Source organism: Pseudomonas sp. UYIF39, from assembly GCF_029963765.1.
Lineage (GTDB): Bacteria > Pseudomonadota > Gammaproteobacteria > Pseudomonadales > Pseudomonadaceae > Aquipseudomonas.
Map to the genome: position 1 here is coordinate 14162 of NZ_JALBYU010000020.1, position 24042 is coordinate 38203.

Annotated in this window: 23 protein-coding genes and 2 pseudogenes; 20 read left to right on the forward strand and 5 right to left on the reverse strand. The window is 59.0% G+C overall.

All coding sequences use genetic code 11. The features are described 5' to 3' along the window. The first annotated feature begins 8 nt into the window (after nt 1-8). The 7 genes and pseudogenes from ribBA to MO767_RS22905 all read left to right on the forward strand — a co-directional run bounded on the left by ribBA (nt 9) and on the right by MO767_RS22905 (nt 6962). The gene (ribBA, locus tag MO767_RS22875; protein WP_282482359.1) at nt 9-1118 is read left to right on the forward strand and encodes a bifunctional 3,4-dihydroxy-2-butanone-4-phosphate synthase/GTP cyclohydrolase II; all 1110 of its coding nucleotides are present in this window, start codon (nt 9-11) and stop codon (nt 1116-1118) included. A gap of 225 nt (nt 1119-1343) precedes the next feature. Continuing rightward, nucleotides 1344-2369 carry an ABC transporter substrate-binding protein gene (locus MO767_RS22880; protein WP_282482360.1) on the forward strand — a complete coding sequence of 342 codons (1026 nt, stop codon included), beginning with the start codon at nt 1344-1346 and terminating at the stop codon, nt 2367-2369. Next, entirely contained in the window at nt 2366-3310 is a 945-nt protein-coding gene (locus tag MO767_RS22885; protein WP_282482361.1) for an ABC transporter permease, read from the forward strand. The genes MO767_RS22880 and MO767_RS22885 overlap by 4 nt, the downstream gene beginning before the upstream one ends. A gap of 6 nt (nt 3311-3316) precedes the next feature. Further along, the gene (locus tag MO767_RS22890) at nt 3317-4126 is read left to right on the forward strand and encodes an ABC transporter permease (protein ID WP_056740508.1); all 810 of its coding nucleotides are present in this window, start codon (nt 3317-3319) and stop codon (nt 4124-4126) included. A 17-nt stretch (nt 4127-4143) separates the two neighbouring features. Continuing rightward, nucleotides 4144-5298, forward strand: a complete 1155-nt coding sequence (locus tag MO767_RS22895; RefSeq protein WP_282482362.1) for an ABC transporter ATP-binding protein — start codon at nt 4144-4146, stop codon at nt 5296-5298. 631 nt (nt 5299-5929) lie between these two features. After that, nucleotides 5930-6355: pseudogene (gfa, locus tag MO767_RS22900) on the forward strand (S-(hydroxymethyl)glutathione synthase); the annotation flags it as partial. A gap of 331 nt (nt 6356-6686) precedes the next feature. After that, the gene (locus tag MO767_RS22905; RefSeq protein WP_282482363.1) at nt 6687-6962 is read left to right on the forward strand and encodes a metal/formaldehyde-sensitive transcriptional repressor; all 276 of its coding nucleotides are present in this window, start codon (nt 6687-6689) and stop codon (nt 6960-6962) included. 401 nt (nt 6963-7363) lie between these two features. On the opposite strand, the gene MO767_RS22910 is transcribed toward MO767_RS22905, so the two are convergent. Continuing rightward, on the reverse strand, nt 7364-8281 hold the full coding sequence (locus tag MO767_RS22910) for a MerR family transcriptional regulator (RefSeq protein WP_282482364.1): 918 nt from the start codon (nt 8279-8281) through the stop codon (nt 7364-7366). A 164-nt stretch (nt 8282-8445) separates the two neighbouring features. On the opposite strand from MO767_RS22910, the gene MO767_RS22915 reads away from it, so the two are divergent. From MO767_RS22915 to MO767_RS22945, 7 genes are all read left to right on the forward strand, one after another. Beyond that, complete coding sequence (locus MO767_RS22915) at nt 8446-8892, forward strand: PAS domain-containing protein (protein WP_282482365.1); 447 nt, start codon at nt 8446-8448, stop codon at nt 8890-8892. Between the two features lie 125 nt (nt 8893-9017). Continuing rightward, entirely contained in the window at nt 9018-9440 is a 423-nt protein-coding gene (locus MO767_RS22920; protein WP_282482366.1) for a nuclear transport factor 2 family protein, read from the forward strand. Beyond that, the gene (locus MO767_RS22925; protein ID WP_282482367.1) at nt 9437-10186 is read left to right on the forward strand and encodes an SDR family NAD(P)-dependent oxidoreductase; all 750 of its coding nucleotides are present in this window, start codon (nt 9437-9439) and stop codon (nt 10184-10186) included. The genes MO767_RS22920 and MO767_RS22925 overlap by 4 nt, the downstream gene beginning before the upstream one ends. Before the next feature lie 6 nt (nt 10187-10192). Continuing rightward, on the forward strand, nt 10193-11440 hold the full coding sequence (locus tag MO767_RS22930) for an FAD-dependent oxidoreductase (protein WP_282482368.1): 1248 nt from the start codon (nt 10193-10195) through the stop codon (nt 11438-11440). Then, a complete protein-coding gene (locus MO767_RS22935) occupies nt 11437-12249 on the forward strand; it encodes a DUF1365 domain-containing protein (protein ID WP_282482369.1) in 813 nt (270 codons plus the stop codon). Before MO767_RS22930 ends, MO767_RS22935 begins: the two co-directional genes overlap by 4 nt. After that, nucleotides 12224-13483, forward strand: coding sequence for a cyclopropane-fatty-acyl-phospholipid synthase family protein (locus tag MO767_RS22940; RefSeq protein WP_282482370.1), 1260 nt, complete (start codon nt 12224-12226; stop codon nt 13481-13483). The genes MO767_RS22935 and MO767_RS22940 overlap by 26 nt, the downstream gene beginning before the upstream one ends. A 1-nt stretch (nt 13484) precedes the next feature. Next, nucleotides 13485-13973, forward strand: a complete 489-nt coding sequence (locus tag MO767_RS22945; RefSeq protein ID WP_282482371.1) for a DUF2878 domain-containing protein — start codon at nt 13485-13487, stop codon at nt 13971-13973. A 56-nt stretch (nt 13974-14029) separates the two neighbouring features. On the opposite strand, the gene MO767_RS22950 is transcribed toward MO767_RS22945, so the two are convergent. Both MO767_RS22950 and MO767_RS22955 read right to left on the reverse strand, forming a co-directional pair. Further along, nucleotides 14030-14566 (reverse strand): DUF3833 domain-containing protein, encoded by a 537-nt coding sequence (locus MO767_RS22950; RefSeq protein WP_282482372.1) that lies wholly within the window; start codon nt 14564-14566, stop codon nt 14030-14032. A gap of 10 nt (nt 14567-14576) precedes the next feature. Next, entirely contained in the window at nt 14577-15071 is a 495-nt protein-coding gene (locus MO767_RS22955; RefSeq protein ID WP_282482441.1) for a chalcone isomerase family protein, read from the reverse strand. A 543-nt stretch (nt 15072-15614) separates the two neighbouring features. Between MO767_RS22955 and MO767_RS22960 the strand changes: the two genes are divergently transcribed. Then, nucleotides 15615-17042 (forward strand): sensor domain-containing diguanylate cyclase, encoded by a 1428-nt coding sequence (locus MO767_RS22960; RefSeq protein ID WP_282482373.1) that lies wholly within the window; start codon nt 15615-15617, stop codon nt 17040-17042. Between the two features lie 66 nt (nt 17043-17108). On the opposite strand, the gene MO767_RS22965 is transcribed toward MO767_RS22960, so the two are convergent. Next, nucleotides 17109-17729, reverse strand: coding sequence for a cell wall hydrolase (locus tag MO767_RS22965; protein WP_282482374.1), 621 nt, complete (start codon nt 17727-17729; stop codon nt 17109-17111). A 175-nt stretch (nt 17730-17904) separates the two neighbouring features. Here MO767_RS22965 and MO767_RS22970 point away from each other — a divergent pair, with 175 nt between their 5' ends. The 4 genes and pseudogenes from MO767_RS22970 to MO767_RS22985 all read left to right on the forward strand — a co-directional run. Next, nucleotides 17905-18756 (forward strand): CAP domain-containing protein, encoded by an 852-nt coding sequence (locus MO767_RS22970; protein ID WP_282482375.1) that lies wholly within the window; start codon nt 17905-17907, stop codon nt 18754-18756. Nucleotides 18757-18969: 213 nt separating this feature from the next. Beyond that, complete coding sequence (gene moaA, locus MO767_RS22975) at nt 18970-19968, forward strand: GTP 3',8-cyclase MoaA (RefSeq protein WP_282482376.1); 999 nt, start codon at nt 18970-18972, stop codon at nt 19966-19968. A gap of 5 nt (nt 19969-19973) precedes the next feature. After that, nucleotides 19974-20381 (forward strand): bestrophin family ion channel, encoded by a 408-nt coding sequence (locus MO767_RS22980; protein WP_282482377.1) that lies wholly within the window; start codon nt 19974-19976, stop codon nt 20379-20381. Between the two features lie 12 nt (nt 20382-20393). Further along, nucleotides 20394-20531, forward strand: a pseudogene (locus MO767_RS22985) (MoaD/ThiS family protein); the annotation flags it as partial. A 46-nt stretch (nt 20532-20577) separates the two neighbouring features. Here MO767_RS22985 and MO767_RS22990 read toward each other — a convergent pair. Continuing rightward, on the reverse strand, nt 20578-21366 hold the full coding sequence (locus MO767_RS22990; protein WP_282482378.1) for a DeoR/GlpR family DNA-binding transcription regulator: 789 nt from the start codon (nt 21364-21366) through the stop codon (nt 20578-20580). Between the two features lie 447 nt (nt 21367-21813). On the opposite strand from MO767_RS22990, the gene speF reads away from it, so the two are divergent. Further along, a complete protein-coding gene (speF, locus tag MO767_RS22995; RefSeq protein ID WP_282482379.1) occupies nt 21814-23997 on the forward strand; it encodes an ornithine decarboxylase SpeF in 2184 nt (727 codons plus the stop codon). Nucleotides 23998-24042: the final 45 nt, after the last annotated feature.

Below are 24042 nucleotides of genomic sequence, written 5' to 3' on the forward strand. Positions count from 1 at the left end.
ATCCCAGCATGGCCTTCAACAGCATCGAAGAAATTATCGAAGACTATCGACAAGGCAAGATGGTGCTCCTGGTCGATGACGAGGATCGGGAAAACGAAGGTGACCTGCTGCTGGCCGCCGATTGCTGCACGGCCGAGGCCATCAGCTTCATGGCCCGGGAAGCTCGCGGCCTGATCTGCCTGACCTTGACCGACGACCACTGCCAGCGCCTCGGGCTGGAACAGATGGTGCCGAGCAATGGCAGTGTGTTCAGCACCGCGTTCACCGTATCCATCGAGGCCGCCGTCGGCGTGACCACTGGCATCTCCGCCGCCGACCGGGCGCGTACCGTGGCAGCAGCGGTCGCCGTTAATGCCGGGCCCGCTGACCTTGTGCAACCCGGTCATATCTTCCCGCTGCGCGCCAAAGAAGGCGGCGTGCTGACCCGCGCCGGTCACACTGAAGCCGGTTGCGACCTGGCACGACTGGCCGGCTTCACTCCGGCCTCGGTGATCGTCGAGGTGATGAACGATGACGGCACCATGGCCCGCCGCCCGGACCTTGAAGTGTTCGCGCGCAAGCACGGGATCAAGATCGGCACCATCGCCGACCTGATCCACTACCGCCTCAGCACCGAAAGCACGGTGGTGCGGATCGGTGAACGTGAACTGCCCACAGTGCATGGCACTTTCCGGCTGATCACGTTTGAAGACCGCATCGAAGGCGGCGTCCATATGGCAATGGTCATGGGCAAGTTGCACCGGGACGAACCAACACTGGTGCGCGTGCATGTGATCGATCCGCTGCGCGATCTGGTGGGCGCTGAATACAGCGGTCCGTCCAACTGGACGTTGTGGGCGGCGCTGCAGCGAGTAGCCGAGGAAGGTCGTGGCGTGGTGGTGGTGCTGGCCAATCATGAGTCGTCGCAAGCGCTGCTGGAGCGCGTGCCGCAACTGACCCAGCCGCCACGGCAGTTCAGCCGTTCGCAGTCACGCATCTATTCTGAAGTAGGTACCGGGGCGCAGATTCTGCAGGATCTTGGCGTGGGTAAGCTGCGTCATCTTGGCCCACCGTTGAAATACGCCGGCTTGACCGGTTATGACCTGGAAGTGGTGGAGAGCATCCCCTTCACCGAATGATGCCTGGCTTATCTCTATAAACGTGCAGGCCGCTGCCCTGTGGCCTGACGATAAAAAAACATTTTTGGCTGATAGCCGGTAAGGCAAAGTGCTTGCACAAAGTTTGGAATACCATAATATGATATTCCATAGACCGGACGACCATAACTGGCCAGATGGACCTACTGCTCCCGATAGGCGGGCACTAAAAGCCCCGCTCATAAACACAACAATGAGGGCGTGAAAATGGTGTTGAACAAACGTGCAACCGCAATACTTTTTGCGGGACTGCTGAGCGCAACCAGCCAGGCATTGATGGCGGCCGAAAGCGTCAACTTCGTCAGCTGGGGCGGTAGCACCCAGGATGCACAGAAGCAGGCCTGGGCCGATCCGTTCAGCAAAGCCAGCGGCATCACCGTGGTCCAGGATGGCCCGACCGACTACGGCAAACTCAAAGCCATGGTCGAAAGCGGCAATGTGCAGTGGGACGTGGTCGACGTCGAAGCCGACTTCGCCCTGCGCGCAGCCTCCGAAGGCCTCCTCGAACCCCTCGATTTCACGGTCATTCAGCGCGACAAAATCGACCCGCGGTTTGTCTCCGATCACGGCGTTGGCTCGTTCTTCTTCTCCTTCGTCCTCGGTTACAACGAAGGCAAGCTCGGCGCCAGCAAACCTCAGGACTGGTCCGCGCTGTTCGACACCAAGACCTACCCCGGTAAACGCGCCCTCTACAAATGGCCAAGCCCAGGCGTGCTGGAACTGGCCCTGCTGGCCGATGGCGTAACCACCGACAAGCTCTACCCGCTGGACCTGGATCGCGCCTTCAAGAAACTCGACACCATCAAGAAAGACATCGTCTGGTGGGGCGGCGGTGCCCAGTCGCAACAGTTGCTGGCCTCTGGCGAAGTCAGCATGGGGCAATTCTGGAACGGCCGGATCCATGCCCTGCAAGAAGACGGCGCCCCCGTCGGAGTGAGCTGGAAACAGAACCTGGTCATGGCCGACATTCTGGTCGTGCCCAAAGGGACAAAAAACAAGGCCGCGGCCATGAAGTTCCTGGCCAACGCGAGCAGCGCCAAAGGACAAGCTGACTTCTCCAACCTGACCGCCTATGCGCCGGTCAACGTCGACAGCGTGGCGCGCCTGGATTCGGTACTGGCCCCTAACCTGCCGACTGCCTACGCTAAGGATCAGATCACTCTTGATTTCGCGTACTGGGCCAAAAACGGTCCGGCCATCGCGACACGGTGGAACGAATGGCTGGTCAAATGAAAATGACGGTAACCGCGTCCCGTCAATCCACGCAGGTCGGGAGCGCCACTGGCGCTGCCGGCTCGGCGCTCGGCAAGGCGGCTGCGATGAACCAATCCCCTTCCATGGCACAGCGCTGGCGTGGTGCAAGCAACCTGATCCCCGCCCTGCTGTTCCTCGGCCTGTTTTTTCTGGCGCCGCTGATCGGGCTGTTGCTGCGTGGCGTGCTGGAGCCAGTACCGGGGCTGGGCAACTATGAGCAGTTGTTTGCCAACTCGGCGTATGCACGGGTATTGCTCAACACCTTCTCGGTGGCCGCACTGGTGACCCTGTTCAGCTTGCTGCTCGGCTTTCCATTGGCCTGGGCCATCACCCTGGTACCCCGTGGCTGGGGTCGCTGGATCCTCAACATCGTGTTGCTGTCGATGTGGACCAGCCTCCTCGCCCGGACCTACTCCTGGCTGGTGCTGTTGCAAGCGTCCGGGGTGATCAACAAAGCATTGATGGCGATGGGCATCATCGATCAGCCGCTGGAGATGGTGCATAACCTCACCGGCGTGGTGATCGGCATGAGCTACATCATGATCCCGTTCATCGTGCTGCCGCTGCAGGCGACCATGCAGGCCATCGACCCGATGATTCTGCAAGCCGGCTCGATTTGCGGCGCCAGTCCGTGGACCAACTTCTTCCGGGTATTTCTGCCGCTGTGTCGGCCGGGGCTGTTTTCCGGTGGCCTGATGGTGTTCGTGATGTCCCTCGGTTACTACGTCACCCCGGCCCTCCTGGGCGGGGCGCAGAACATGATGCTGCCGGAATTTATCATTCAGCAGGTGCAGTCGTTCCTCAACTGGGGCCTGGCCAGCGCCGGCGCCGCGTTGCTGATCGTCATTACGCTGGTGTTGTTCTACTTCTACCTGAAGCTTCAGCCGGAATCCCCGGTTGGCGCCAGCAACGCGAGGTAAGCCGTCATGCTCCTGACCCCCAATGCCATGAGCCGGCGCATGCGCTTCGGCCTGTACTTCACGACCGGATTGATCGCGTTGTTCCTGCTGTTGCCGATCGTGTTCATCGTGCTGCTGTCGTTCGGTTCCTCCCAGTGGCTGGTGTTTCCGCCACCGGGCTGGACGCTGAAATGGTACGGCCAGTTCTTCTCCAACGCCGACTGGATGAACGCGGCCGTGGCCAGCCTCAAAGTCGCGGTACTGACCACGTTCTTCGCCGTGGCGCTGGGCCTGCCGACCGCTTTTGCACTGGTACGCGGACGGTTCCCGGGCCGCGAAATGCTCTACGGCCTGTTCACCCTGCCGATGATCGTGCCGCTGGTGATCATCGCGGTGGCGGTGTACGCACTGTTCCTGAAACTGGGCTACACCGGGACAATGTTCGCCTTCGTGGTCAGCCACGTGATTGTTGCATTGCCGTTCACCATCATCTCGATCATCAACTCGCTGAAGCTGTTCGATCAGTCGATTGAAGATGCTGCGGTGATCTGCGGCGCCTCACGCCTGCAAGCGGTGTTCAAGGTGACCTTTCCGGCGATTCGTCCGGGCATGGTGGCCGGTGCGCTGTTTGCGTTCCTGGTGTCCTGGGATGAAGTGGTGCTGAGCGTGATGATGGCCAGCCCGACCCTGCAAACCCTTCCCGTGAAAATGTGGACCACCCTGCGCCAGGACCTGACGCCCGTGATCGCCGTCGCCTCGACGCTGCTGATCGGCCTCTCGGTACTGGTCATGGTGATCGCCGCCGCCCTTCGCCGGCGCAATGAAATCAGCGCCTGAGCGCCCAGGAGTACGACATGAGTGCAGTGATCAAAGATTCCGCGCAACAGAGCGACCAACCTCTGGTGAGCCTGCGCAACCTGAACAAATACTACGGCGATTTTGCCGCCGTGGACGACATCTCGCTGGACATCAAGGATGGCGAATTCCTCACGTTCCTCGGCTCCAGCGGCTCTGGTAAAAGTACAACGCTGTCGATGCTCGCCGGCTTCGAAACCCCGAGCAGCGGCGAGATCCTGGTCAATGGCCAGTCGCTGGTCAACGTACCGCCGCACAAGCGTGACATCGGCATGGTGTTCCAGCGTTATTCGCTGTTCCCGCACCTGTCGGTACGCGACAACATCGCGTTCCCATTAGCCATTCGCAAACTGGCCACCGCCGAACGCGAGCGCCGGGTCGATGCGATGCTCAAACTGGTGCAACTGGAACAGTTCGCCCATCGCCGCCCTTCGCAACTGTCCGGCGGCCAGCAGCAACGTGTGGCGATTGCTCGGGCACTGGTTTATGAACCACGCATCCTGCTGATGGACGAACCGCTCGGCGCACTGGACAAGAAACTGCGTGAAGACTTGCAGGATGAACTGCGCCAGTTGCATCGGCGCTTGGGCATCACCATTGTTTACGTGACCCACGACCAGGAAGAAGCCATGCGTCTGTCCCAGCGCATCGCGATTTTCAGCCACGGCAAGATTGTCGGTTTAGGCAGCGGCTTCGACCTCTATCAAAATCCGCCGAATGCCTTTGTTGCTTCGTTCCTGGGTAACTCGAACTTCCTCAAGCTCAAGGCTCAGGGCAATGCGGTCGCTACGTTTGAAGGGCAATCGTTGTCGATTCGCCTGACTGCAGGATTGCAAACCGATCAGGATGTGTTGCTGATGGTTCGCCCTGAAAAGGCTTTGGCATTGAGCGTTGAGCAAGCTCATCAGGAACCGCTCGCGGCAGGCTGGAATGAAGTGTCGGCGATTGTCGGTGAAGTGCTGTTTCTCGGTGAAAGCCAGACCTGCACGGTGAAAACCTTGGGCGGTACTTCGATGACCGTCAAGGCACTCTCCGCTGCCGGCATGCCGCTGAAGACTGGCGACCCGGTGCGCGTGCGCTGGGCCACTGCGGATGCTTGCGTGTATACCGAATGGGCTGAAAGCGATTTGAACAAGGCTGCTGGCGCGCATTGATCCCCGCCGGCCCATGGCAGTGGGCCGCAAACATGGAGTCACCCTCAGGTCGCTGCAACGTCGGGTTGTGGCGGCCTTTTTTTGCTTTTTGGGTTAGGGGCATATCCATTGTTTTGGTAACGGCGGCTGGCGGTTTCGCTTTTACAGCGAGTCACTTGGAAATACGGAATGCCGCCCAACCCCAAGTAACCAAGGGCTCTTGCCCCTGACGTTCGGTGCCTCGCCTAGGCTCGGCATGCCCTCGCTCCGGTCCTGCTCCGTGGGCCCGCCGCCATCGGCCATCCATGACCGGGGGCGGCTAACCCGGCATCCATGCCGGGTTGCTCACTGCGCAGAACCTCTACTCGGCCTCTCGAGGGGGCGTGCACCACAAAAGCCAAAGCGAGGCGACCTACCGGCCGGCCTCATCTCAAGTGCACGTGTTTCCCTGTGGGAGCGGGCTTGCCCGCGAAGCTGTTGATCTTGCCGTTGCTGTTGCTTTGGCTTTTTCTTTTGATCTGCCTGCCCCTTTCCCAGAGGCCGAACGCAGGCGTTGCGCAGGGGGCACCGCGGCAAGGATGCCGCGGTAGCCGCCCCCGGAGCAATGCCGGAGTGAGGGCATGCCGAACCTAGGCGAGGCACCGAATGGAGCAGCAAATGCTGGAAACCACAAAACGCGACATTTGCCGTCATCGCCGTGGTGCCTCGAGATAAGGTCAGCGTCATTGCCCACGGCGAAAAACTGGCGATTGTAGACTAAACCGCCACCATCCGGTGCCACGCCTGCAAGCAGTGTCACGCCCATCTCTTTGGGCGCATCGAGAACAAGGACCATGCGTTTTATGGCCTGGACTTCGTCCACACCGAGCTTTCGCCACAGAGCGGATGGGCTGCGCCGGGATTCGCGGCGTTTGTGTCCTCCATCATCGAAACCGGCACACCGCCAGCGCAAATGAAGGCTATCCGCGAGCGCCTGCGCTCGATCGGCCTGGAACCCTATGACTGCCTGTCCCCGGACTTGATGGACGCACTGGCGACTCAGGTCGCCAAACAGAAAGGCCTGCTCCCCGCCGCCTGATTGATCGGTCGCCGCGGTTTCTTTTCCGGACCGCGGCTCCGATTCACCTTTGATCTTGTGCGCCCCACATAATTAACTGGGGGGCTGTGGGCATTAAGACAACGGGCTATGCCCGTTTTCAATACCGCTCATACCAATTTTGTACCACCAGGCTCTCTCAACCCACCTTTTCGCTATGACTCACTGCATCTACATCAGGCAGATAACGGTCAAAAGCGGCCCTCCAAATCCTCTCGCTCTCCCTTCGAAATTGAAGTCTCTCTTTCCCGCAAGGGCCCGTAGATAATCCCACCGCCCGCCGCCCCTTTGCATAGGTATAGGGGGGTATCTCATGGGTCATATCGCAGCAAATAAAGACGATCTTCTCAAACGCGTAAAACGCATCGCTGGACAAATTCAAGCCGTTGAACGGGCATTGGAATCGGATCTCGATTGCGCCAAAAGACTGCATGTTGTTGCTGCCACTCGCGGAGCCATCAACGGCTTGATGAAGAAAATCATCGAGGACCACGCGCGGGAGCATTTAGCGAACCCTGCGCTCAGTGAAGAAGAGCGTGACAAGGGGGTCGAAGAGCTTCTTGAAGCCATTCGCCGTTACTCCAAGTGAACGCACTGCCGCAGTCTGTACCGTTTTACTCAGCGTGCTGGTACTTGGCTTGAGTGCCAATCCATGGGTCTCAAGGCTGGCCCGTCGAACAGCGGACAAAGTCGATTGAAAATAAATAAAATCTCTACAACAAAGTAAGCACTGTACAGAATTTGTAGAGGCTTTGATGGGCCATGACACCTTCCGAGAAACTCGTTGCATGGCACGGAAACTGGCTCCTTTCGCAAACAAAGATCCTCTACAGAAACTGCAGGGCAGAGCAGTCCGAGTCAGATAAAGAACTCAAATTCCCTCACATCTCCCAGTGTTCCAGATCAGGCTCTGTATCCAACCCTTGGCAGGAGCTGGATGAAGTTTGCAATGCAGTTTGGGATAACCCTCCTTAACTGGAGCGACTGGATTCAAATTTGCAGTGTTCCCCTTACCAAGGCTTCCAGTCTGGGCAAAATACTCGCTTCGTCATTGCCCAAAATGGCAATCGAAGAACCACGCAACCCTGCCGACGAAGCAGCAGCTGCGTCGCCGGCCAAGGCCACTGGGCACGTAACGCCCATTTGAAGCGCACGCAGTCGCTTGTGCGCATCTGCCTGCAGTGGCGCCTGAACCAGTAGTACCAGCGCGGCGGGCTGAATTGCTTCACACAGCAACGGCAGTTCTTCCAGAGGCTGGCCCGTGCCCAACACCTCGATGCGCAGCTGGTCACTACTCATCAACAAACCAACACACAACAGCTCCAATTCGCGCGCATGGCCCGAGCCGTCTGCCAGCAGCACGCAAGCACCGTTGCTCTGGTTCATCTGCAATCGCAATAACATCCGCGCGCGCAAGAAGGCATCAAGGAACAACCACTGACTGCGTCGACCGAAATTATTGCCGGATGCCAGGCTGCGCCAGACCGGCAGCAGAATAGCCTCCAGTGCAGTAGCTTTCGGATAGATCGTAAATAATTGCCCGTGCAGGCGCTCCAGCTCAGCGCCATCAAAAGCCTGCGTGGCACGATGAACTGCCTCTTGCCACTGGACCAGAGGGGCTTCGGCCGAGCCTGATGCAGTGATACCGGGCGTGTCCTGCTGCCGGACGAGCAAAGCGCCTATCTTGCTGATGGGCAGGCCCCGGCTGGTCCAGAGCATGATGCTACGAATATGTTCGATGTCCTGTTGCGAATACAGGCGATGCCCTCCCACAGTGCGTACTGGTCGGATCAGCCCGTGGCGGCGCTCCCATGCCCGCAAGGTGATCGGGTTGACGCCAGTCAGGCTGGCGACTTCCCGCATGGGGAGCAAGGCGTCGTCGGAGGTGGATTCGATGGGCTCGGTCATTGAAAGTCGTTGCATCCTGAGTGTGTCGGCATTCTAAACCAGGCATGACACTTTTTAACCAGCACCAATCGATGTCCGACGGCCCTGCGCCCTGCCATCTAGGCATGGCAGTCGCTGACGACTACGCTATGGGGCAAACCCACGAATCACAATGAGCCCAAACCATGATTGACGCCAAACTCCTGCAACTTATGGTCGAAGCCTCCAATGACGGCATCGTCGTGGCCGAGCAGGAAGGCAATGACAGCATCCTCATCTATGCCAACCCTGCCTTCGAACGCCTAACCGGCTACAGTGCCGACGAAATTCTCTACCAGGATTGCCGGTTCCTGCAGGCAGACGATCATGCCCAGGCCGCCCTGGAGGCAATCCGCGACGCCATCCGCCTCGGTCAGCCCTGCCGTCAGGTGCTGCGCAACTATCGCAAGGATGGCAGCCCGTTCTGGAACGAGCTGTCTATCACTCCCGTGCACAATGACACCGACCAGTTGACCTACTACATTGGCATACAGCACGACGTCAGCGACAAGATTGCCGCTCTGGAAAGGATTCAGTCACTTGAGACCGAAGTGGCCGAGCTTCGCAGTAAACTGGCAAAGCTCGGTGGCTAACGACGAGTAGCGCTACGATCGACACAAAAAGTGTACAAGAATATTGACTTGTACAATTTTCAACGTAGGCTTCAAGTATATCTGTACAGTTTTATCGAATTGTACAACTTTGCCTGGAGCCTGCCATGTCTGCGTATCTCCACCATTTCGCTGATACATTCGCAACGCTGAACGCTGATTGCCTGGACCGACTGGGCGAGCTATACAGCAACGATGTTCAGTTTCGTGATCCCTTGCATCAGCTGGATGGCCTGCCGGCACTGCGCAGTTACTTTGAAAAGCTGTACACCAACGTCGAGGATATCCGCTACGACCTCCTTGACGTGGATGAAACCACCCCCGGCCACGGTTATCTGCGCTGGAACCTGCATTTTCGTCATCCACGCCTGTCCCACGGCCAGCCGATCAGTCTGCAAGGCTGCAGCCACCTGCGCTGGGCGCAACAGGTCTACCTGCACCACGACTACTTCGATGCCGGCGCCCTGCTCTACGAGCACGTCCCGGTTCTTGGCGGGGTGATCGGCTGGATCAAGGGCAGGCTCGCATGAGCCGCTGCTGGCTGACAGGCGCCAGCAGCGGCCTCGGTGCTGCCCTGGCTGAACGGCTGCTGGAGCAAGGCCATGAGGTGGCCTTGGGTGGCCGCCGGGCGGAGGCTCTGATGCCGCTAGTGCTGCGCTACCCTGGGGCCCTGCTCGCTACCGGCGACGTGACTGACCCATGCCAGGTCTCGGCTATCTGCGAGAACATCGAGCATGCCTGGGGCGCACTGGACCTGGTGATCCTGAACGCCGGCACCTGCGAATACCTTGTGCCAGGCAGGTTCGAGGCCGAGACAGTCGAGCGCGTGATGCGCACCAATCTGTTGGCAGTCAGTTACTGCCTACAGGCGGCCCTTCCACTGCTGCGCCGCGGGCAGAGACCACACCTGGTAGTGATCGGCAGCTCGGTGACCTGGCTGGCGCTGCCCCGGGCTGGAGCCTATGGCGCGTCCAAGGCGGCCCTGCGTTATCTGGTCGAGTCCCTGCGCCTGGATCTACATGCCGAAGGCATCGATGTAACGCTGGTCAGCCCAGGCTTCATCGACACCCCCCTGACTCAGCGCAACACCTTTGCCATGCCACAACTCTGGACGGCCGACCGCGCCGCGCGGCATGTCCTCGCGCGCCTGACGCGACGACCGTTGGAGATCAACTTTCCACGCCTCTTCATTCTCGTCCTGCGCCTGCTTGGTGCCCTGCCAGCGCGTTGGCGCTTGGCCCTGGGCGTTCGGATGGCGCGAACCGAACAGGAATAGTTTCATATGCGTATCGCCATTATCGGCAGCGGGATCTCTGGGCTGACCTGTGCCTATCTGCTGTCACGTCGCAGTGAGGTGACCGTATTCGAAGCGGCCGACTGGATCGGCGGTCATACCCATACTGTCGACATAGAATGGCAGGGCCAGCGTTATGCAGTAGACACCGGTTTCATCGTATTCAACGACTGGACCTATCCCAACTTCATCCGCTTGATGGATCGCCTTGGAGTCGTCTCGCGCCCCACCGAGATGAGCTTTTCCGTGAACGATCCGGAGAGCGGCCTGGAATACAACGGCAATAACCTGGACACCCTCTTCGCCCAGCGCGGCAATCTGCTGTCGCCGGGCTTCTGGGGTATGTTGCGCGATATCGTGCGCTTCAACCGCCAGGCGGTGGCCGACCTTGACGGCCACCGCATTGAGCCGGGCATGAGTCTTGGCGATTACCTGCACACGCGAGGCTACGGGCAGCGTTTCATCCATCACTACATCGTACCCATGGGCTCGTCCATCTGGTCGGTATCACGGGCCGATATGCTGCGCTTCCCGTTGCACTTCTTCGTCCGTTTTTTTCGTAACCATGGTCTGCTCTCGATCAGCCAGCGGCCACAATGGCGAGTGATCGAGGGTGGCTCGCGCAGCTATGTGGAGCCGTTGTGCAAGACCTTCAGCGAACGCATTCGGCTCAGCTGCCCGGTGATGAGCGTCCGCCGGGACGACAACGGCGTGGTGATCACTAGTGCGGCAGGCCAGGAGCGTTTCGACAAGGTCGTGTTCGCCTGTCATAGCGACCAGGCTTTGGCGCTGCTGGAGAAACCGACGGCCACCGAGCACGAGGTGCTAGGAGCCCTCGACTATGCCGACAACGAAGTATTGCTTCACACCGACACCCGCCTGCTGCCCAGCCGGCGCAAGGCTTGGGCCAGCTGGAACTATCGCCTTGGTGGACCCGCGCACGCCCCGGCGGCCGTGACCTATAACATGAACATTCTGCAAGGCCTCGACGCCCCGGCAACCTTCTGCATAAGCCTCAATCAGGGCGATCACGTAGACCCGTCGCAGGTGCTGGCTCGCTTCAAATATGCACATCCTCAATACAGCCTTGCCGCCATGGCGGCCCAGGCGCGCCAGGGTGATCTACAGGGAAACCAGCACAGCTACTTCTGCGGCGCTTATTGGGCAAACGGCTTCCATGAGGATGGCGTGGTCAGCGCACTGGACGTCGCCCAAAGATTCGGGGAGCGCCTGTGAACAGCAGCCTTTGCTACGGTTGGGTCAACCACCGGCGTCTGGTGCCTCGGTTCCATGGATTCCGTTATCGCATTGGCATGCTTTATCTGGATCTGGACGAACAGGATCTGCTGCTGGGCCTGTCCCCGTTACTCGGTGCTTCTCGCCTGGCGCCGTTGTGCTGGCGAGAAACCGATTACCTGCCAGCCTGGACTCGTCGCGGTATCCCCTTGAAGGAAGCGGTGCGCGAAGTGGTGGCCAAGGCCTTGGGCCAGGCGCCCTGCGGCACCATTCATTTGCTGACCCAGCCGCGCAGTTGGGGGATTTCATTCAATCCGGTCAGTTTCTACTTTTGCCATGACAGTGACGGTCTCCTGGCGGCGATTGTGCTGGAGGTACGTAACACCCCTTGGCGAGAACGTTTTCACTACGTGTTGCCGGTGCTGCCCGGTCAGCCCCGGCAGTTCTCGGTCACGAAGGCATTCCATGTCTCGCCATTCCTGCCAATGGATATGCAGTACCACATGCGCTTTTACATTGATGACGCGCACATGCGTATCCACATGGAAAACCGCCGCGAAGGACAAAAAGTATTCGAGGCCGACCTGTCCCTGCGCCGACAGCCGCTGGATGCCGCCGCACTGCAACGGCACGTACTGGCCTTCCCCTGGATGAGCCTGCGCACCCTCGGTGCAATTTATTGGCAAGCCATGCGCCTGTTACTCAAACGCACCCCGCTCTATGCCCACAAGACCAGTCAGAGCAGCCAAAACCTTGGTCATCACGTCCACGAGGAGCCCAAGCATGTCCGATCCAACTCTGAGCGTTAGCAAATCTTTGGGCCTGGCGCCGTTATTCGGCGGCCTGGCCAGGAGCGCCGTGCTCACTCAGCTTCGCAACTTGCGCCAAGGCCGGCTGCGCCTGATCTACCAAGACCGGCAGTGGCTGTTCGGCGACGTCGGCAGCGCGCTGCACGCTGAGGTCGAGATCTTCGACGAGGCAGCTTGGGGTATGGTGGCTGCCAACGGCTCTATCGGTGCCGGCGAAGCTTACATCCATGGCTACTGGCGCAGTCCGGACCTGGCCGCGGTCACTCGCCTCTTCGTCGCCAACCTGGAGGTGCTCGACGCCCTTGAAGGCGGGTTGGCGCGCCTGGGCCGGCCGATCCTACGCCTGCTGCACTGGCTTAACCGCAACAGCCGGCGCGGCGCGCGACGCAACATTCTCGCCCATTACGATCTGGGCAATGCATTGTTTGAGCGGCTGCTGGACCCGACCATGATGTACTCGGCAGCCATGTTCGACAGTCTGGAGCAGAGCCTGGAGCAGGCCCAACTGAACAAGCTCGAGCGTATCTGCGCCAAACTTGCGCTGCGCCCCGATGACCATCTGCTCGAGATCGGTAGCGGATGGGGCAGCCTGGCGATCCACGCCGCTACCCGCCACGGGTGCCGGGTGACCACCACCACGTTGTCCGAGGCGCAGTACGCCCATACCCTGCAGCGCGTCCAGGATCTTGGTCTGCAACACCGCATTACCGTCCTGCGCGAGGACTACCGCGACCTTGGCGGACGCTTCGACAAGCTGGTCTCTATCGAGATGATCGAGGCGGTCGGGCACCGCTATCTGCCTGTTTACTTTCAGCGCTGCGCGTCGCTGCTCAAGGATGACGGCTTGATGCTGCTGCAGGCAATCACCATCCGTGACCAGCGTTATGAACAGGCGCGGCGGTCGGTAGATTTCATTCAGCGCTATATTTTTCCCGGTGGTGCCCTGCCCTCCCTGAGCGTCATGCTGCAGACCGCCAGTTGCCATACCGCGTTGAACCTGGTGCACATGGAGGACTTCGGCCTGGACTATGCGCGGACTCTGCAGCACTGGCGCGACAACTTGCGTCAGTCGCGCACCGCCTTGACCGAGCTGGGCTATGACGACACCTTTCAGCGCCTCTGGGAGTTCTACCTGTGTTACTGCCAGGGTGGTTTCGAGGAGCGTACTATCGGCGTCGCGCAACTGCTCTGGGCAGCTCCGGCCGCACGCCGCGCAGCGCTGCCGGGCGCCTGATTTGAGCAGGGCCTGGTTGATCGGCAACGCGCTATGGATGCAGGCCGCCTGGTGGGCTTGTGTACTGAGCGAGCGGCATCCTTGGCTGTTACTCCCCGTGGTGGCAGGCCTGTTGGTGCATGTGGCTGCTTGCCCACGACCTGGCGACGAAGCAACCGCTCTGGCCTGTGTGGGGATGGCAGGCTGTTTACTGGATGCCAGCCTGGGTGCGCTGGGAGTCTTCGATTTTGCCCAGCAACCCCTTCCCCTGTGGCTTGCCTTGCTGTGGCTGGTACTGGCCAGTGGGCTTCGCCACAGCCTGGCGTGGGCCCGACGTCCCATCTGGTACGGGGCGCTACTGGGTCTGTGCGGTGGACCTCTGGCTTACATCGCCGGCGCAACGCTGGCCGGTGTAGGTTTGCCTTGGGGCACCCTTGGCACGGCCCTGCTGCTTGCGGTGCTGTGGGCTGTATGGATGCCAATCATCCTGCGACTGGCTGCGTTCCGCTGATAAACAACAGCCTTTTGAATGCGTGAATATCGCCTACTTTGCCGGTTATTGTAGGTTTACGGCAGCGACTCCGGCTGACGGCGGAAGAACAGGATCACTTGTCCCAACTCGACTCCAAGTTTGCTCATATTCGAGCGATTGATCATCGTGTCTTCGTCCATCAGGTACATCCAGTCGTCCAGATCCACTTCCCAATGCCTGCCGTCAACCGGCAGGTCAAGGCGATAGCGCCAGCGCAGCGCATTGCCAGCGACCTCGCCGCTAGCCTCTCCGACTACGTCGTCCGCACGACCACGCCAACGCCCGACGCCGGCCGGTTCCAGCGTCCAGACGCGCCGTTGACGCGTGCCATCGCTGTAGAGAAATCGCTCGTCGAGGATCAATTGCTGGCCCTCGACGCGGCTTTCGATCTGGACATGGAAGCGCTTGACCACCTCGCCCGAGCGATTCTGGAACAGGCCCCAAGCCTGTACCGGCCGAGAGAAGAACGCCAGGAGATCCAGCGTCGGTCGCTCCTTTGCGTAGTGCTCCACGCCAACGTTGTTACAGCTGACCAGCAACAGGCTAACGAGCAGTACCAGTATTTGACGCATCTCAACCTCCTCACTCCGCCGGCCCGGCCATCCCTAGCAGTCGTTGACGCAGTTGCTTGTCCCGAGTGCGCGGATCAAGCCAGATATCGAAGAAGGCGCGGGCGAATGCAGGGTCGTCGACCCGCCGGCGCAGCTGGCCGTCGACGAAGAACGTGCAGCCTTTGCCGGGATGGTAGACCCCGGTGATGCGCATTCCGGGCCGAACATCGACGAAGGCTTCACGCATTTCATTGGACCAGCGTTGGAGGGTGGACTCCTCTAGACGAGCCTCTGCCATGCGCTTCATTTCATTGAGGCTGACCTCCACCAGCGTGTCCCGGGAAAAGACACGGTGATAAGTCAGTTCGAGTGCAAAGGGCTGATCCCAGGTCAGCGGCAACCCAGAGCTCCACAACCGTGCGGTGTATAAACTCACGCCGAACCAGGTAAAGTCGCCGCTGCCCACCAGACGCCTATCGGGCAGCGCGGGATGCCAGTCCGCCCAGGCAGGTACGGTGAGTAACATCGCGACCAGCCAGCATATCGACAGACGATGTTCGAGAAAGCGTCTGGAATCAGCCACGTTCATCAACGTCTCGGCCTTTTTTAAAAAATTCTATACAAGATTAGCTCAATGTATAGTTTTTACGCCATCAGTAAAGTACGCGTACAATTTTTTAACCCCAAAGGAAGCGGTTGAGAACATAGGTTCCGTCGGCAACCCACTGGAGGTCTCCAACTTTATGCGCTAGAGGCTTCTTTGATGATCGTCTTTATTGGGTCGTTTTCAGCCGGTCACGACAGGCAGAAATCGGCCAATTTGCGCCTCTCACGACTGACCGAAGTCGCCGATGAGAACAACGAGACATTCCTTATTGATTAATTGCGTTCGGGTGAACATTTTTACCTGCTTGCGCAGCAGAAATCGGGAAGGAGTCAAATATTGAATTGCCATAGATCGGTCCATCCGCTATCTGCGTAATGAGGCGAGGGACCGTTGACATGCAGGCGGCTTTGGAGCCAACACCGGACCGGTGCTGGCTAAATAGATGTCAACTTGGAGGGAACCATGAGCAATCTCACCGCCAGCGGCGAGTCACCTGAAGCCGTCCGCCTCATGGTCAAGGTTTACGCTTACTTGCTGCTCGTAGGATTTGCGTTTGTTCCGGCCTATCTGATTGGCTACTTGTACGTCTTTCAAGACCCCTCCCTTATATTCGAGAATCACCTGTTCCATATATTTGCGATCACGGCAGCCACCTTGGCGGGCTTGTTTGTTACTTACGTAACGTGGCGCTGCTATCAGTCATCGGGAGATCCGCTGCTGCGATGGATGACGCTTGGTTTTCTCGGTTTTGTACTGATCTACGCGTTGCATGGTGCGTTCACCGGGCTTGCTCACCACAATATCTGGCTCTTCCTGCTTTATGGACCGGCCTCTCGACTGGTCATGTCAATTCTGCTGTTAGTCGGACTACTGTCGTACCACCGGCCACCTGATGCCGCGGCCCAACGAATGAAGGCCCGCCCGTGGTTGACCTGGATAGGACTGTTCCTGCTGGTTGACGTGGCAGTGGCGTACGTCGCGAATTCGCCAATCGCCGGCGAGCTCGCGGTGCGCCTCTCGATGGAAGGTGGTGCCCTCATTCTTTCCACATTGACCGTGGCAATACTCCTGCTGCGCCGCATCCGTTCGCCGCTGATGATGATTTTTGTCATCTCGGTCACCGCGTTCGCGCTGTCATCGCTTGCCTTCATCCTTGCACGTCCGTGGAACCACATGTGGTGGCTCGCTCATGCGATCTTCGCCGGTGGATTCTTCATGTTGAGCTATGGAGTAGTGCAAGCGTTCCTCACCACGCGGTCGTTCTCGAAGATTTACAGCCAAGAGGAGCTGATGGTGCGTCTGGCCGAAGCGATGGCGTATACCGAGAGCGCCCTGCAGGAACTCCAGCGCACGAATCAAGAACTCGGGCACCTTGCGGCCACCGATCCACTGACTGGCGCTGATAATCGGCGTCGGTTCATGGAGCGGGTCGAAGTCGAAATGGGCCGGACCAAGCGCGGCGGTGAGCCGTTCTCCGTGTTGGCACTCGATCTGGATAATTTCAAGTCCATCAACGATCGCTTCGGGCATCAGGTTGGCGATGACATCCTGAAGGATTTCGTGGAGAAATGCCTCGACTCGATCCGCCCGTATGACGGCGTAGCCCGAGTGGGCGGGGAAGAATTCATGATTCTGCTACCGCAGACTTCACTTGAAGGCGCGCACGTAATCGCCGAGCGTCTGCGAAGCACCGTTGCAAATAATTCTTTTCATGGCCTGCAGCGGTTAACCGTGGTCACCGTGAGCATCGGCGTATCGCAATCCGGCCGCGACGGCGACACCATCGAGGCCATTCTGCGTACAGCCGATCAACGCCTGTATCACGCTAAACACGAAGGTCGTAACCGCGTGGTCACCACCATCAAAACCAGCCTCCAATCTCTGCCCTGACCATCCTCTCGAAGTCACTGGGCTAATCGAAGGGACGGCACCGCACCTGTTGTGGATGGAACATCCCTACTTCGCCGACCCACCACGCGGCTTATAAAAAAGAAACATCGAGGTCTCGGTAGTCTTGATGTATTTCTTGGCCCAAGCGGGTTTCACCTTCCGGTCGTGGAAATACATCGCGCCGCGGGTTCGATCGTTGAGTTGCTTGTTGAGCGCCTTGCGCGCGATTTCCTTGGCAATCGCGTATTGGGTTTCTTCCTGGACCTGATCCGAGCGTCCATCACACCACCACGAAAACTGACAATTCTTGGTTTCAGAACCCTGCTTGACCACGGCGCACACCGTGTCCGGAAAGCCCTCGTGGCCCAGGCGGTTCATGACAACGCCGGCGACGGCTTCCATGTCGGCGGACGATTTGCCTTTGGCTTCCCAATAGATGGAGCGGGCCAGACAGGTAATTGCATCGTCCATGGGCGACTGACCGGCCGGATCGACCGCTTGAGCCTCGGAGGTGGTGATGGTTTCGGACTTGGGTACCGGCACATCGGTGCCCTTCTCCGCGGCTTTCTGCTCAAGGACCTCGGCCTTGTCCTCAGCCACTTCCTTTTTTTGCTCCTGCTCGGACGCGATGGCGTGGCCGGCGAGAAGGGTTATTGCCAAGCAGGTGGCTATCCAGATAACTCGCATGATCGACCCTTCGGACGGAACGGGAAGCACGCCACACTGGCGACTTTGCTTGATTGTAGTTGCCAAAATTCATTCCAACAGACGGACAAAAAAGCTGCCTTGGGGCGTGAAAAGTCATTGCGCTCGCGGGGGTGAAATCGCGCATCATGGGCGCAGTCAGCTCAAGGGGATTTCCATGCGTTTCAAATCATCTGCTATGCGTCTTGCCACGTTGTCACTGGGGATGTTGTTCGCCGTGAATGCGTTGTCGGCCGACGAGAAACAACTGATTGATTCGATCAACCTCTACCGCAGCCAGGTGCAGCGCTGCGCAGGTCAGGTATCGCAGGAACTGCCACCGCTGGCCGGCGACCCACGGCTGGCGCTGAACGCCAACAGCGTCGGCAATCTGCAGCAGGCAATGGCCAGCGCGGGTTATCCGATGAAGAATGTACAGGCGATCAGCCTGACGGGGCCGCGCGATGCGCCGTCGGCGATGAAAGCCATTCAGGAGAGTTTTTGCCAGATCGTGCTGGACCCGCAATTCGTCGATGTCGGCGTCAGCCACCAGGACCGCGAGTGGCGTATCGTGCTGGCGCGTCCACTGTTGAGCGCTCGCCTGGGCGACTGGCAGGCGGAAGGTCAGAAGCTGTTGGCCGAACTCAACATCGCACGCAGTCAGCCGCGCCAGTGCGGCACGCAATCCTTTGCCGCCGCCACGCCACTGGCCTGGAACGCAACGCTGGCGACGGCGGCCGAGGAACACGCCCGGTCAATGGCCAACAACAATTACTTCGATCACAAGGACCGCGATGGCCGCATGCCGGGTGACCGGGCTGAATTGGCAGGTTATGGCGGCGGGCAGATCGGCGAGACTATCGCTGCCGGCCAAGACACCGTGCGCAAGGTGGTCGATGGCTGGGTGTCCAGCGCCGGTCACTGCGCGAACCTGATGAACCCAAATTACCGGGAGTTGGGGGCTGCGTATGCGGTGGATCCGAAGAGTGATTCGGGGATCTACTGGACGGCGATGTTCGGGGCGCAGTGAGTTCGGGACGCCAGATAGTAAAAAACCCGAAGCCCTGTCATGGGGCTCCGGGTTTCTTTTTGTGGCGATCGTCAGTGGGTACATCCATCATCGATTCCGTCGATCAGCCGGTCATTAATAGTGATTGGACGCCCACTCTAGTTGTTCTTAGCCTGCACTCAACAACTCCGTAAATAGCGGAATACTCATTTCACGGATGCAGGCGAGAATGTCATGTCAGAGCGAGTCTTGATCGATGGGTTCTCCAGACGTGTGGACTATCTGCGGATGTCTGTCACCGACCGCTGCGATTTCCGTTGCGTGTACTGCATGGCTGAAGACATGCAGTTTCTGCCCCGCCAACGGGTACTGACCCTGGAAGAAATCTACCAACTGGCCGAAAGCTTCGTGGCGTTGGGCACCCGCAAGATCCGACTCACGGGCGGCGAACCGTTGATCCGTCCGGGCGTGGTGCAGCTGTGCGAAAAGATCGCCGCCCTGCCCGGCCTGCGTGAACTGTGCATGACCACCAATGGTTCGCAGCTGGGCAAGCTTGCAGCTTCCTTGTTCGAGGCCGGGGTCAAACGGCTCAACATCAGCCTCGACAGCCTGGACCCGCAACGCTTTCGTGAGCTGACGCGCACCGGCGATCTGGCGCAGGTCATCAACGGCATCGACGCGGCCAACGCCGCGGGATTCCGCCACACCAAACTCAACTGCGTGGTGATGAAGGGCCGTAACGACCATGAGATCAACGACCTCGTGAGTTTTGCCATCGACCGAAATCTCGACATTTCTTTCATCGAAGAAATGCCGCTGGGTACCATCCATGAACACAGCCGCGCGGAGTCGTTTTACGCAAGCCACCAGGTACGTGAACGGATTGCCGAGCGCTACACTTTGATCGAGTCCACCGAGTCGACCCAAGGCCCTTCGCGCTACTGGCGCCTGGCCGAGGCGCCACAGATTCGTCTGGGGTTCATTTCCCCCCACAGCCATAACTTTTGTGGCACCTGCAATCGGGTTCGGTTGACGGTGGAAGGTCGTCTGCTGCTGTGTTTGGGCAATGAGCACTCTGTCGATCTCAAGACCGTGTTACGCAGCCACCCCGGCCATCCCGAGCGCCTGGAAAAAGCCATCATCGAAGCAATGAAGCTCAAACCCTATCGGCACAATTTCGAAGTGAACGACGATGTTCAGGTGGTTCGCTTCATGAACATGACAGGCGGCTGAGCACCATGATCGTTAGACCCAAACCCAATCTGATCGGCGTCCTGACTTCACTCAAGGGTTCGATCGCCAAACGCATTGCCTGGCGCAGCCTTTTGGTAACGCTGCTCGCCTCGGCCATCGTGCTCATCGAAACACTGCACCCGAGCTATTTTTCCAAGGTCAGTGCAACGCCCTTCACCCTGCTGGGTTTGTCGTTGTCGATCTTCATGAGCTTTCGCAACAACGCCTGCTACGACCGCTGGTACGAAGCGCGCAAAGCCTGGGGCGACGAGTTGGAAGACCCTTTCGGGCGCGATGAAAACGACCTGCCCACCGATGCACTGGTGCGCAGCATCGAACGGGATGTGCTGGCAGCGCTGGGCGTGACGCAACTGCCGCCGCAGCTGGAGCCGGTGGACTATGTGCTGAACTGATGGGCTGCGTTCGCGCGGGGCGGTGTCTGGGCAGAGGTGTTCGGTGAAAGTAACCTGATGTGCGCCCTGAACCAGGAGTTGTGCCATCCGGATCAGGCGATCGAGGACTTTGACGAGATCGCCTTTTTCCCGCTGGTGACCGGGGGCTGAAGCATGATGGTCCGACATCGGCCAACGGGGCAAAACCCAACGCGCTTCACGCCTCCACCTGCACCACCTCGATCCCGAGCTTTTGATAATCCTCGACATTGCCCGACGCCACGTGGCGCTCGGTGATCAGGGTATGAATGCGCTGACACGGCGCGACAACGAACGGCTCCACCGCTCCCAGTTTGTCGGCGGTGGTGACGGCAACGACATGGGAGGCGCTGGCGAGCATCGCCTGTTTGACCGGCACCTCGTCGAAATGCAGGGAGCTGATGCCGACTTCCGGGTGAATCGCACAGACGCCGGTGAACAGCAGATCAGCCTTGATGCCCTCGATCAGCCGCAGCGTTTCCTGTCCGCTGGCCGACAGGGTCGCGGGGTTGAGTTGTCCGCCGGCCAGAATCACCGTGATGCCTTTGTATTCGGCCAGGGTGATCGCGATCATCGGTGAGGCGGTGACGGCCGTAATGACAATGTCCGAAGGTAGTGATCGGGCGATCTGCAGCGTCGTGCTCCCCGAATCGAAAATCACAATCTGGCCGTTGTGTACCTGGTGTGCGGCGAGTTGCGCCAGGCGTGTTTTCACCTCATCGGTTTCGCTGACGCGGGTGAAAAAATCCTTACCGGTATCCTTGGGCCGTGGCAGCGCCCCGCCGTGTACCCGCTGCACCAGCCCGGCGGTGGCCAGCTCCGCCAGATCACGGCGAATGGTGTCTTCGGACACCGCGAAATGCTGGCTCAGCTCGGAGGCCATGACCTTGCCGTCACGTTCGAGAATTAGCAGGATTTTTTGCCGGCGCAGATGGGGGAGCTCGGCGGCTGAGTGTTGTTCGTGCATGCTTATGCCTGTTTTTGCGCGCAATTGCGTGTTTGTGCGAGACTAGCCAAAGCGCGGGATAAACACAAACCACCCAGACATCAATTCTTTCGATGATTCAAATCATGAAGCCAAATTTTTTATTTTTTTGTGACCTGTTCAAGATGGCGCCATCTCACATTTTTTGGATGAAAACTTCATGAACCTGAATTTTGCCTTTGCCTGCATGATCGTGGTCTCGTTTGCCATTGCGTTGGGGCACGCCTGAACAGGCATTGTCGAAGTAGAGGTGGTCGGGCGCTTGTCGGCAGTCCAGGGGAAAAGCCGGTACAAACGCCATAATCCTTCCCAACATGGTCTATAACCAGTGGCGACATGATTTGGATCAGGGAGCCTTGAAGGCGCCCTCGCTAAATTGATCTCTTGAAAAAAAGCCGACAAGTGACTGTCCGCTAGGAGATTCCCCGCATGAAAGCCCTGAAAATTGCCGCCAGTAATTCCGCGTTCGATTGTTTCCAGACCTTCCGAGAAGTGATTCCGCTCAATCAAACCGACTACACCGACGTCGCGGTTGCGGTGTTCACTGTGGAGGATGTGATGGCGGGCGCCCTGGACGCCCTGCAACGTACCGGTTTCGATATCCCCATTTTCCTCGTCGCCTCCCCAGGTTCCGGCAACCGCGCCCGGGACGTCTACAAGCACCTGCAAGATGTGCTGCTGCAGGTGAATGGCATCTTTGACCCCTCGCGCAACAACGCCGAGTACCATGGCAACCAATTGGAGACCGCGGCAAAAGCCTATGAAGAAAGTCTCCTGCCACCGTTCTTCGACGCGCTCAAGCACTACACCGAATCGGCCAACGCGACGTTCGCCTGCCCTGGCCACCAGGGCGGCCAGTTTTTCCGTAAACACCCGGCTGGCCGGCAGTTCTTCGACTTCTTCGGCGAGACCCTGTTTCGCGCCGACATGTGCAACGCCGACGTCAAACTCGGCGATTTGCTGATCCACGAAGGCCCGGCACTTCTGGCGCAAAAACACGCGGCGCAGGTGTTCAACGCCGACAAGACCTACTTCGTACTCAATGGCACATCGGCCTCCAACAAGGTGGTCACCAACGCGTTGCTCACACCTGGCGACCTGGTGCTGTTCGACCGCAACAACCACAAATCCATTCACCAGGGTGCGTTGATCCAGGCCGGGGCGACCCCGGTTTACCTGGAAACCGCGCGCAACCCTTATGGGTTCATCGGCGGGATTGACGCCCATTGTTTCGAAGAGGATTACCTGCGCGAACTCATCAGCGAAGTGGCACCGGACAAGGCCCAACTGCCACGGCCGTTTCGTCTGGCGATCATTCAGCTGGGCACCTATGACGGCACCATCTACAACGCCAGGCAAGTCGTCGATCGCATCGGCAAACTGTGCGACTACATCCTGTTTGATTCGGCGTGGGTGGGCTACGAACAGTTCATCCCGATGATGAAGGATTGCTCGCCGCTGCTGCTGGATCTGCACGAGAACGACCCCGGTATCTTTGTCACTCAATCGGTGCACAAACAACAGGCGGGGTTTTCCCAGGCGTCGCAGATCCACAAGAAAGATCGCCACATCAAAGGCCAGGCCCGTTATTGCAACCATGCACGGCTGAACAACGCCTTCATGGCCCAAGCCTCTACCAGCCCGTTTTACCCACTGTTCGCCTCACTGGATGTGAACGCGCGCATCCACTCCGGCCGCAGTGGCCTGCGCCTATGGGAAGACTGCGTGAAGTTCGGCATCGACGCGCGCAAGTTGATACTGGAAGCGTGCACCATGGTTCGCCCCTTCGTGCCGGACACCATTGACGGTCGTCCCTGGCAGGACCATCCGACTGAGGACATCGCCAACGACATCCGGTTTTTCGAGTTCCATCCGAAGGATCGCTGGCATGCCTTCAGCGGTTACGCCGACAAGCAATACTTCATCGACCCCTGCAAGTTGCTGTTCACCACGCCAGGCATCGACCCGGTCGATGGCAGTTACACCGACTTCGGTATCCATGCTGGCATCCTCGCCAACTTCTTGCGCGAGAATGGCATCGTTCCGGAAAAGTGCGACCTGAACTCGATTCTGTTCCTGCTCACCCCGGCCGAAGACTGGGCGAAGATGACTCATCTCGCCTCACAGATCGCGCGCTTTGAACGCTTTATCAGTGATGACGCGCCGATGAGCCGGGTGTTGCCGGCCATCTATGCGCAGCACGAAGAGCGCTATCGCAACTACACCATTCGCCAACTCTGCCAGGAGATGCACGACCTCTACCGCACCCACAACGTCCAGCAATTGCAGAAGGCAATGTTCCGCAAGGAACACTTCCCGAAAAAGGCGATGAACCCGCAAGCAGCACAGTTCGAATTCATCCGTGGCAACGTCGAACTGGTGGCGCTGGCAGACGCGGAGGGTCGCATCGCTGCCGAAGGTGCGCTTCCCTATCCACCCGGCGTGCTCTGCGTGGTGCCTGGGGAAATTTGGGGAGGTGCGGTGCTCAAGTACTTCCTGGCGTTGGAGGAAGGTATCAATTCACTGCCTGGCTTCACGCCAGAACTCCAGGGCGTGTATTTGAAACAGGAAGGTGGTCGCATTCGAGCCTATGGGTACGTGATCAAGACTTGAGTCTTCACGCCTCCAGCGGCGTGTCAGCCTGGGGTTGAGCGTGAT

Bases quoted from the DNA above. Each gene is read 5' to 3' on its own strand.
- ribBA (WP_282482359.1), top strand. From the start codon at position 9: ATGGCCTTCAACAGCATCGAAGAAATTATCGAAGACTATCGACAAGGC.
- MO767_RS22880 (WP_282482360.1), top strand. From the start codon at position 1,344: ATGGTGTTGAACAAACGTGCAACCGCAATACTTTTTGCGGGACTGCTG.
- MO767_RS22885 (WP_282482361.1), top strand. From the start codon at position 2,366: ATGAAAATGACGGTAACCGCGTCCCGTCAATCCACGCAGGTCGGGAGC.
- MO767_RS22890 (WP_056740508.1), top strand. From the start codon at position 3,317: ATGCTCCTGACCCCCAATGCCATGAGCCGGCGCATGCGCTTCGGCCTG.
- MO767_RS22895 (WP_282482362.1), top strand. From the start codon at position 4,144: ATGAGTGCAGTGATCAAAGATTCCGCGCAACAGAGCGACCAACCTCTG.
- MO767_RS22905 (WP_282482363.1), top strand. From the start codon at position 6,687: ATGGGTCATATCGCAGCAAATAAAGACGATCTTCTCAAACGCGTAAAA.
- MO767_RS22910 (WP_282482364.1), bottom strand. From the start codon at position 8,281: ATGACCGAGCCCATCGAATCCACCTCCGACGACGCCTTGCTCCCCATG.
- MO767_RS22915 (WP_282482365.1), top strand. From the start codon at position 8,446: ATGATTGACGCCAAACTCCTGCAACTTATGGTCGAAGCCTCCAATGAC.
- MO767_RS22920 (WP_282482366.1), top strand. From the start codon at position 9,018: ATGTCTGCGTATCTCCACCATTTCGCTGATACATTCGCAACGCTGAAC.
- MO767_RS22925 (WP_282482367.1), top strand. From the start codon at position 9,437: ATGAGCCGCTGCTGGCTGACAGGCGCCAGCAGCGGCCTCGGTGCTGCC.
- MO767_RS22930 (WP_282482368.1), top strand. From the start codon at position 10,193: ATGCGTATCGCCATTATCGGCAGCGGGATCTCTGGGCTGACCTGTGCC.
- MO767_RS22940 (WP_282482370.1), top strand. From the start codon at position 12,224: ATGTCCGATCCAACTCTGAGCGTTAGCAAATCTTTGGGCCTGGCGCCG.
- MO767_RS22950 (WP_282482372.1), bottom strand. From the start codon at position 14,566: ATGCGTCAAATACTGGTACTGCTCGTTAGCCTGTTGCTGGTCAGCTGT.
- MO767_RS22955 (WP_282482441.1), bottom strand. From the start codon at position 15,071: ATGTTACTCACCGTACCTGCCTGGGCGGACTGGCATCCCGCGCTGCCC.
- MO767_RS22960 (WP_282482373.1), top strand. From the start codon at position 15,615: ATGAGCAATCTCACCGCCAGCGGCGAGTCACCTGAAGCCGTCCGCCTC.
- MO767_RS22965 (WP_282482374.1), bottom strand. From the start codon at position 17,729: ATGCGAGTTATCTGGATAGCCACCTGCTTGGCAATAACCCTTCTCGCC.
- MO767_RS22970 (WP_282482375.1), top strand. From the start codon at position 17,905: ATGCGTTTCAAATCATCTGCTATGCGTCTTGCCACGTTGTCACTGGGG.
- moaA (WP_282482376.1), top strand. From the start codon at position 18,970: ATGTCAGAGCGAGTCTTGATCGATGGGTTCTCCAGACGTGTGGACTAT.
- MO767_RS22980 (WP_282482377.1), top strand. From the start codon at position 19,974: ATGATCGTTAGACCCAAACCCAATCTGATCGGCGTCCTGACTTCACTC.
- MO767_RS22990 (WP_282482378.1), bottom strand. From the start codon at position 21,366: ATGCACGAACAACACTCAGCCGCCGAGCTCCCCCATCTGCGCCGGCAA.
- speF (WP_282482379.1), top strand. From the start codon at position 21,814: ATGAAAGCCCTGAAAATTGCCGCCAGTAATTCCGCGTTCGATTGTTTC.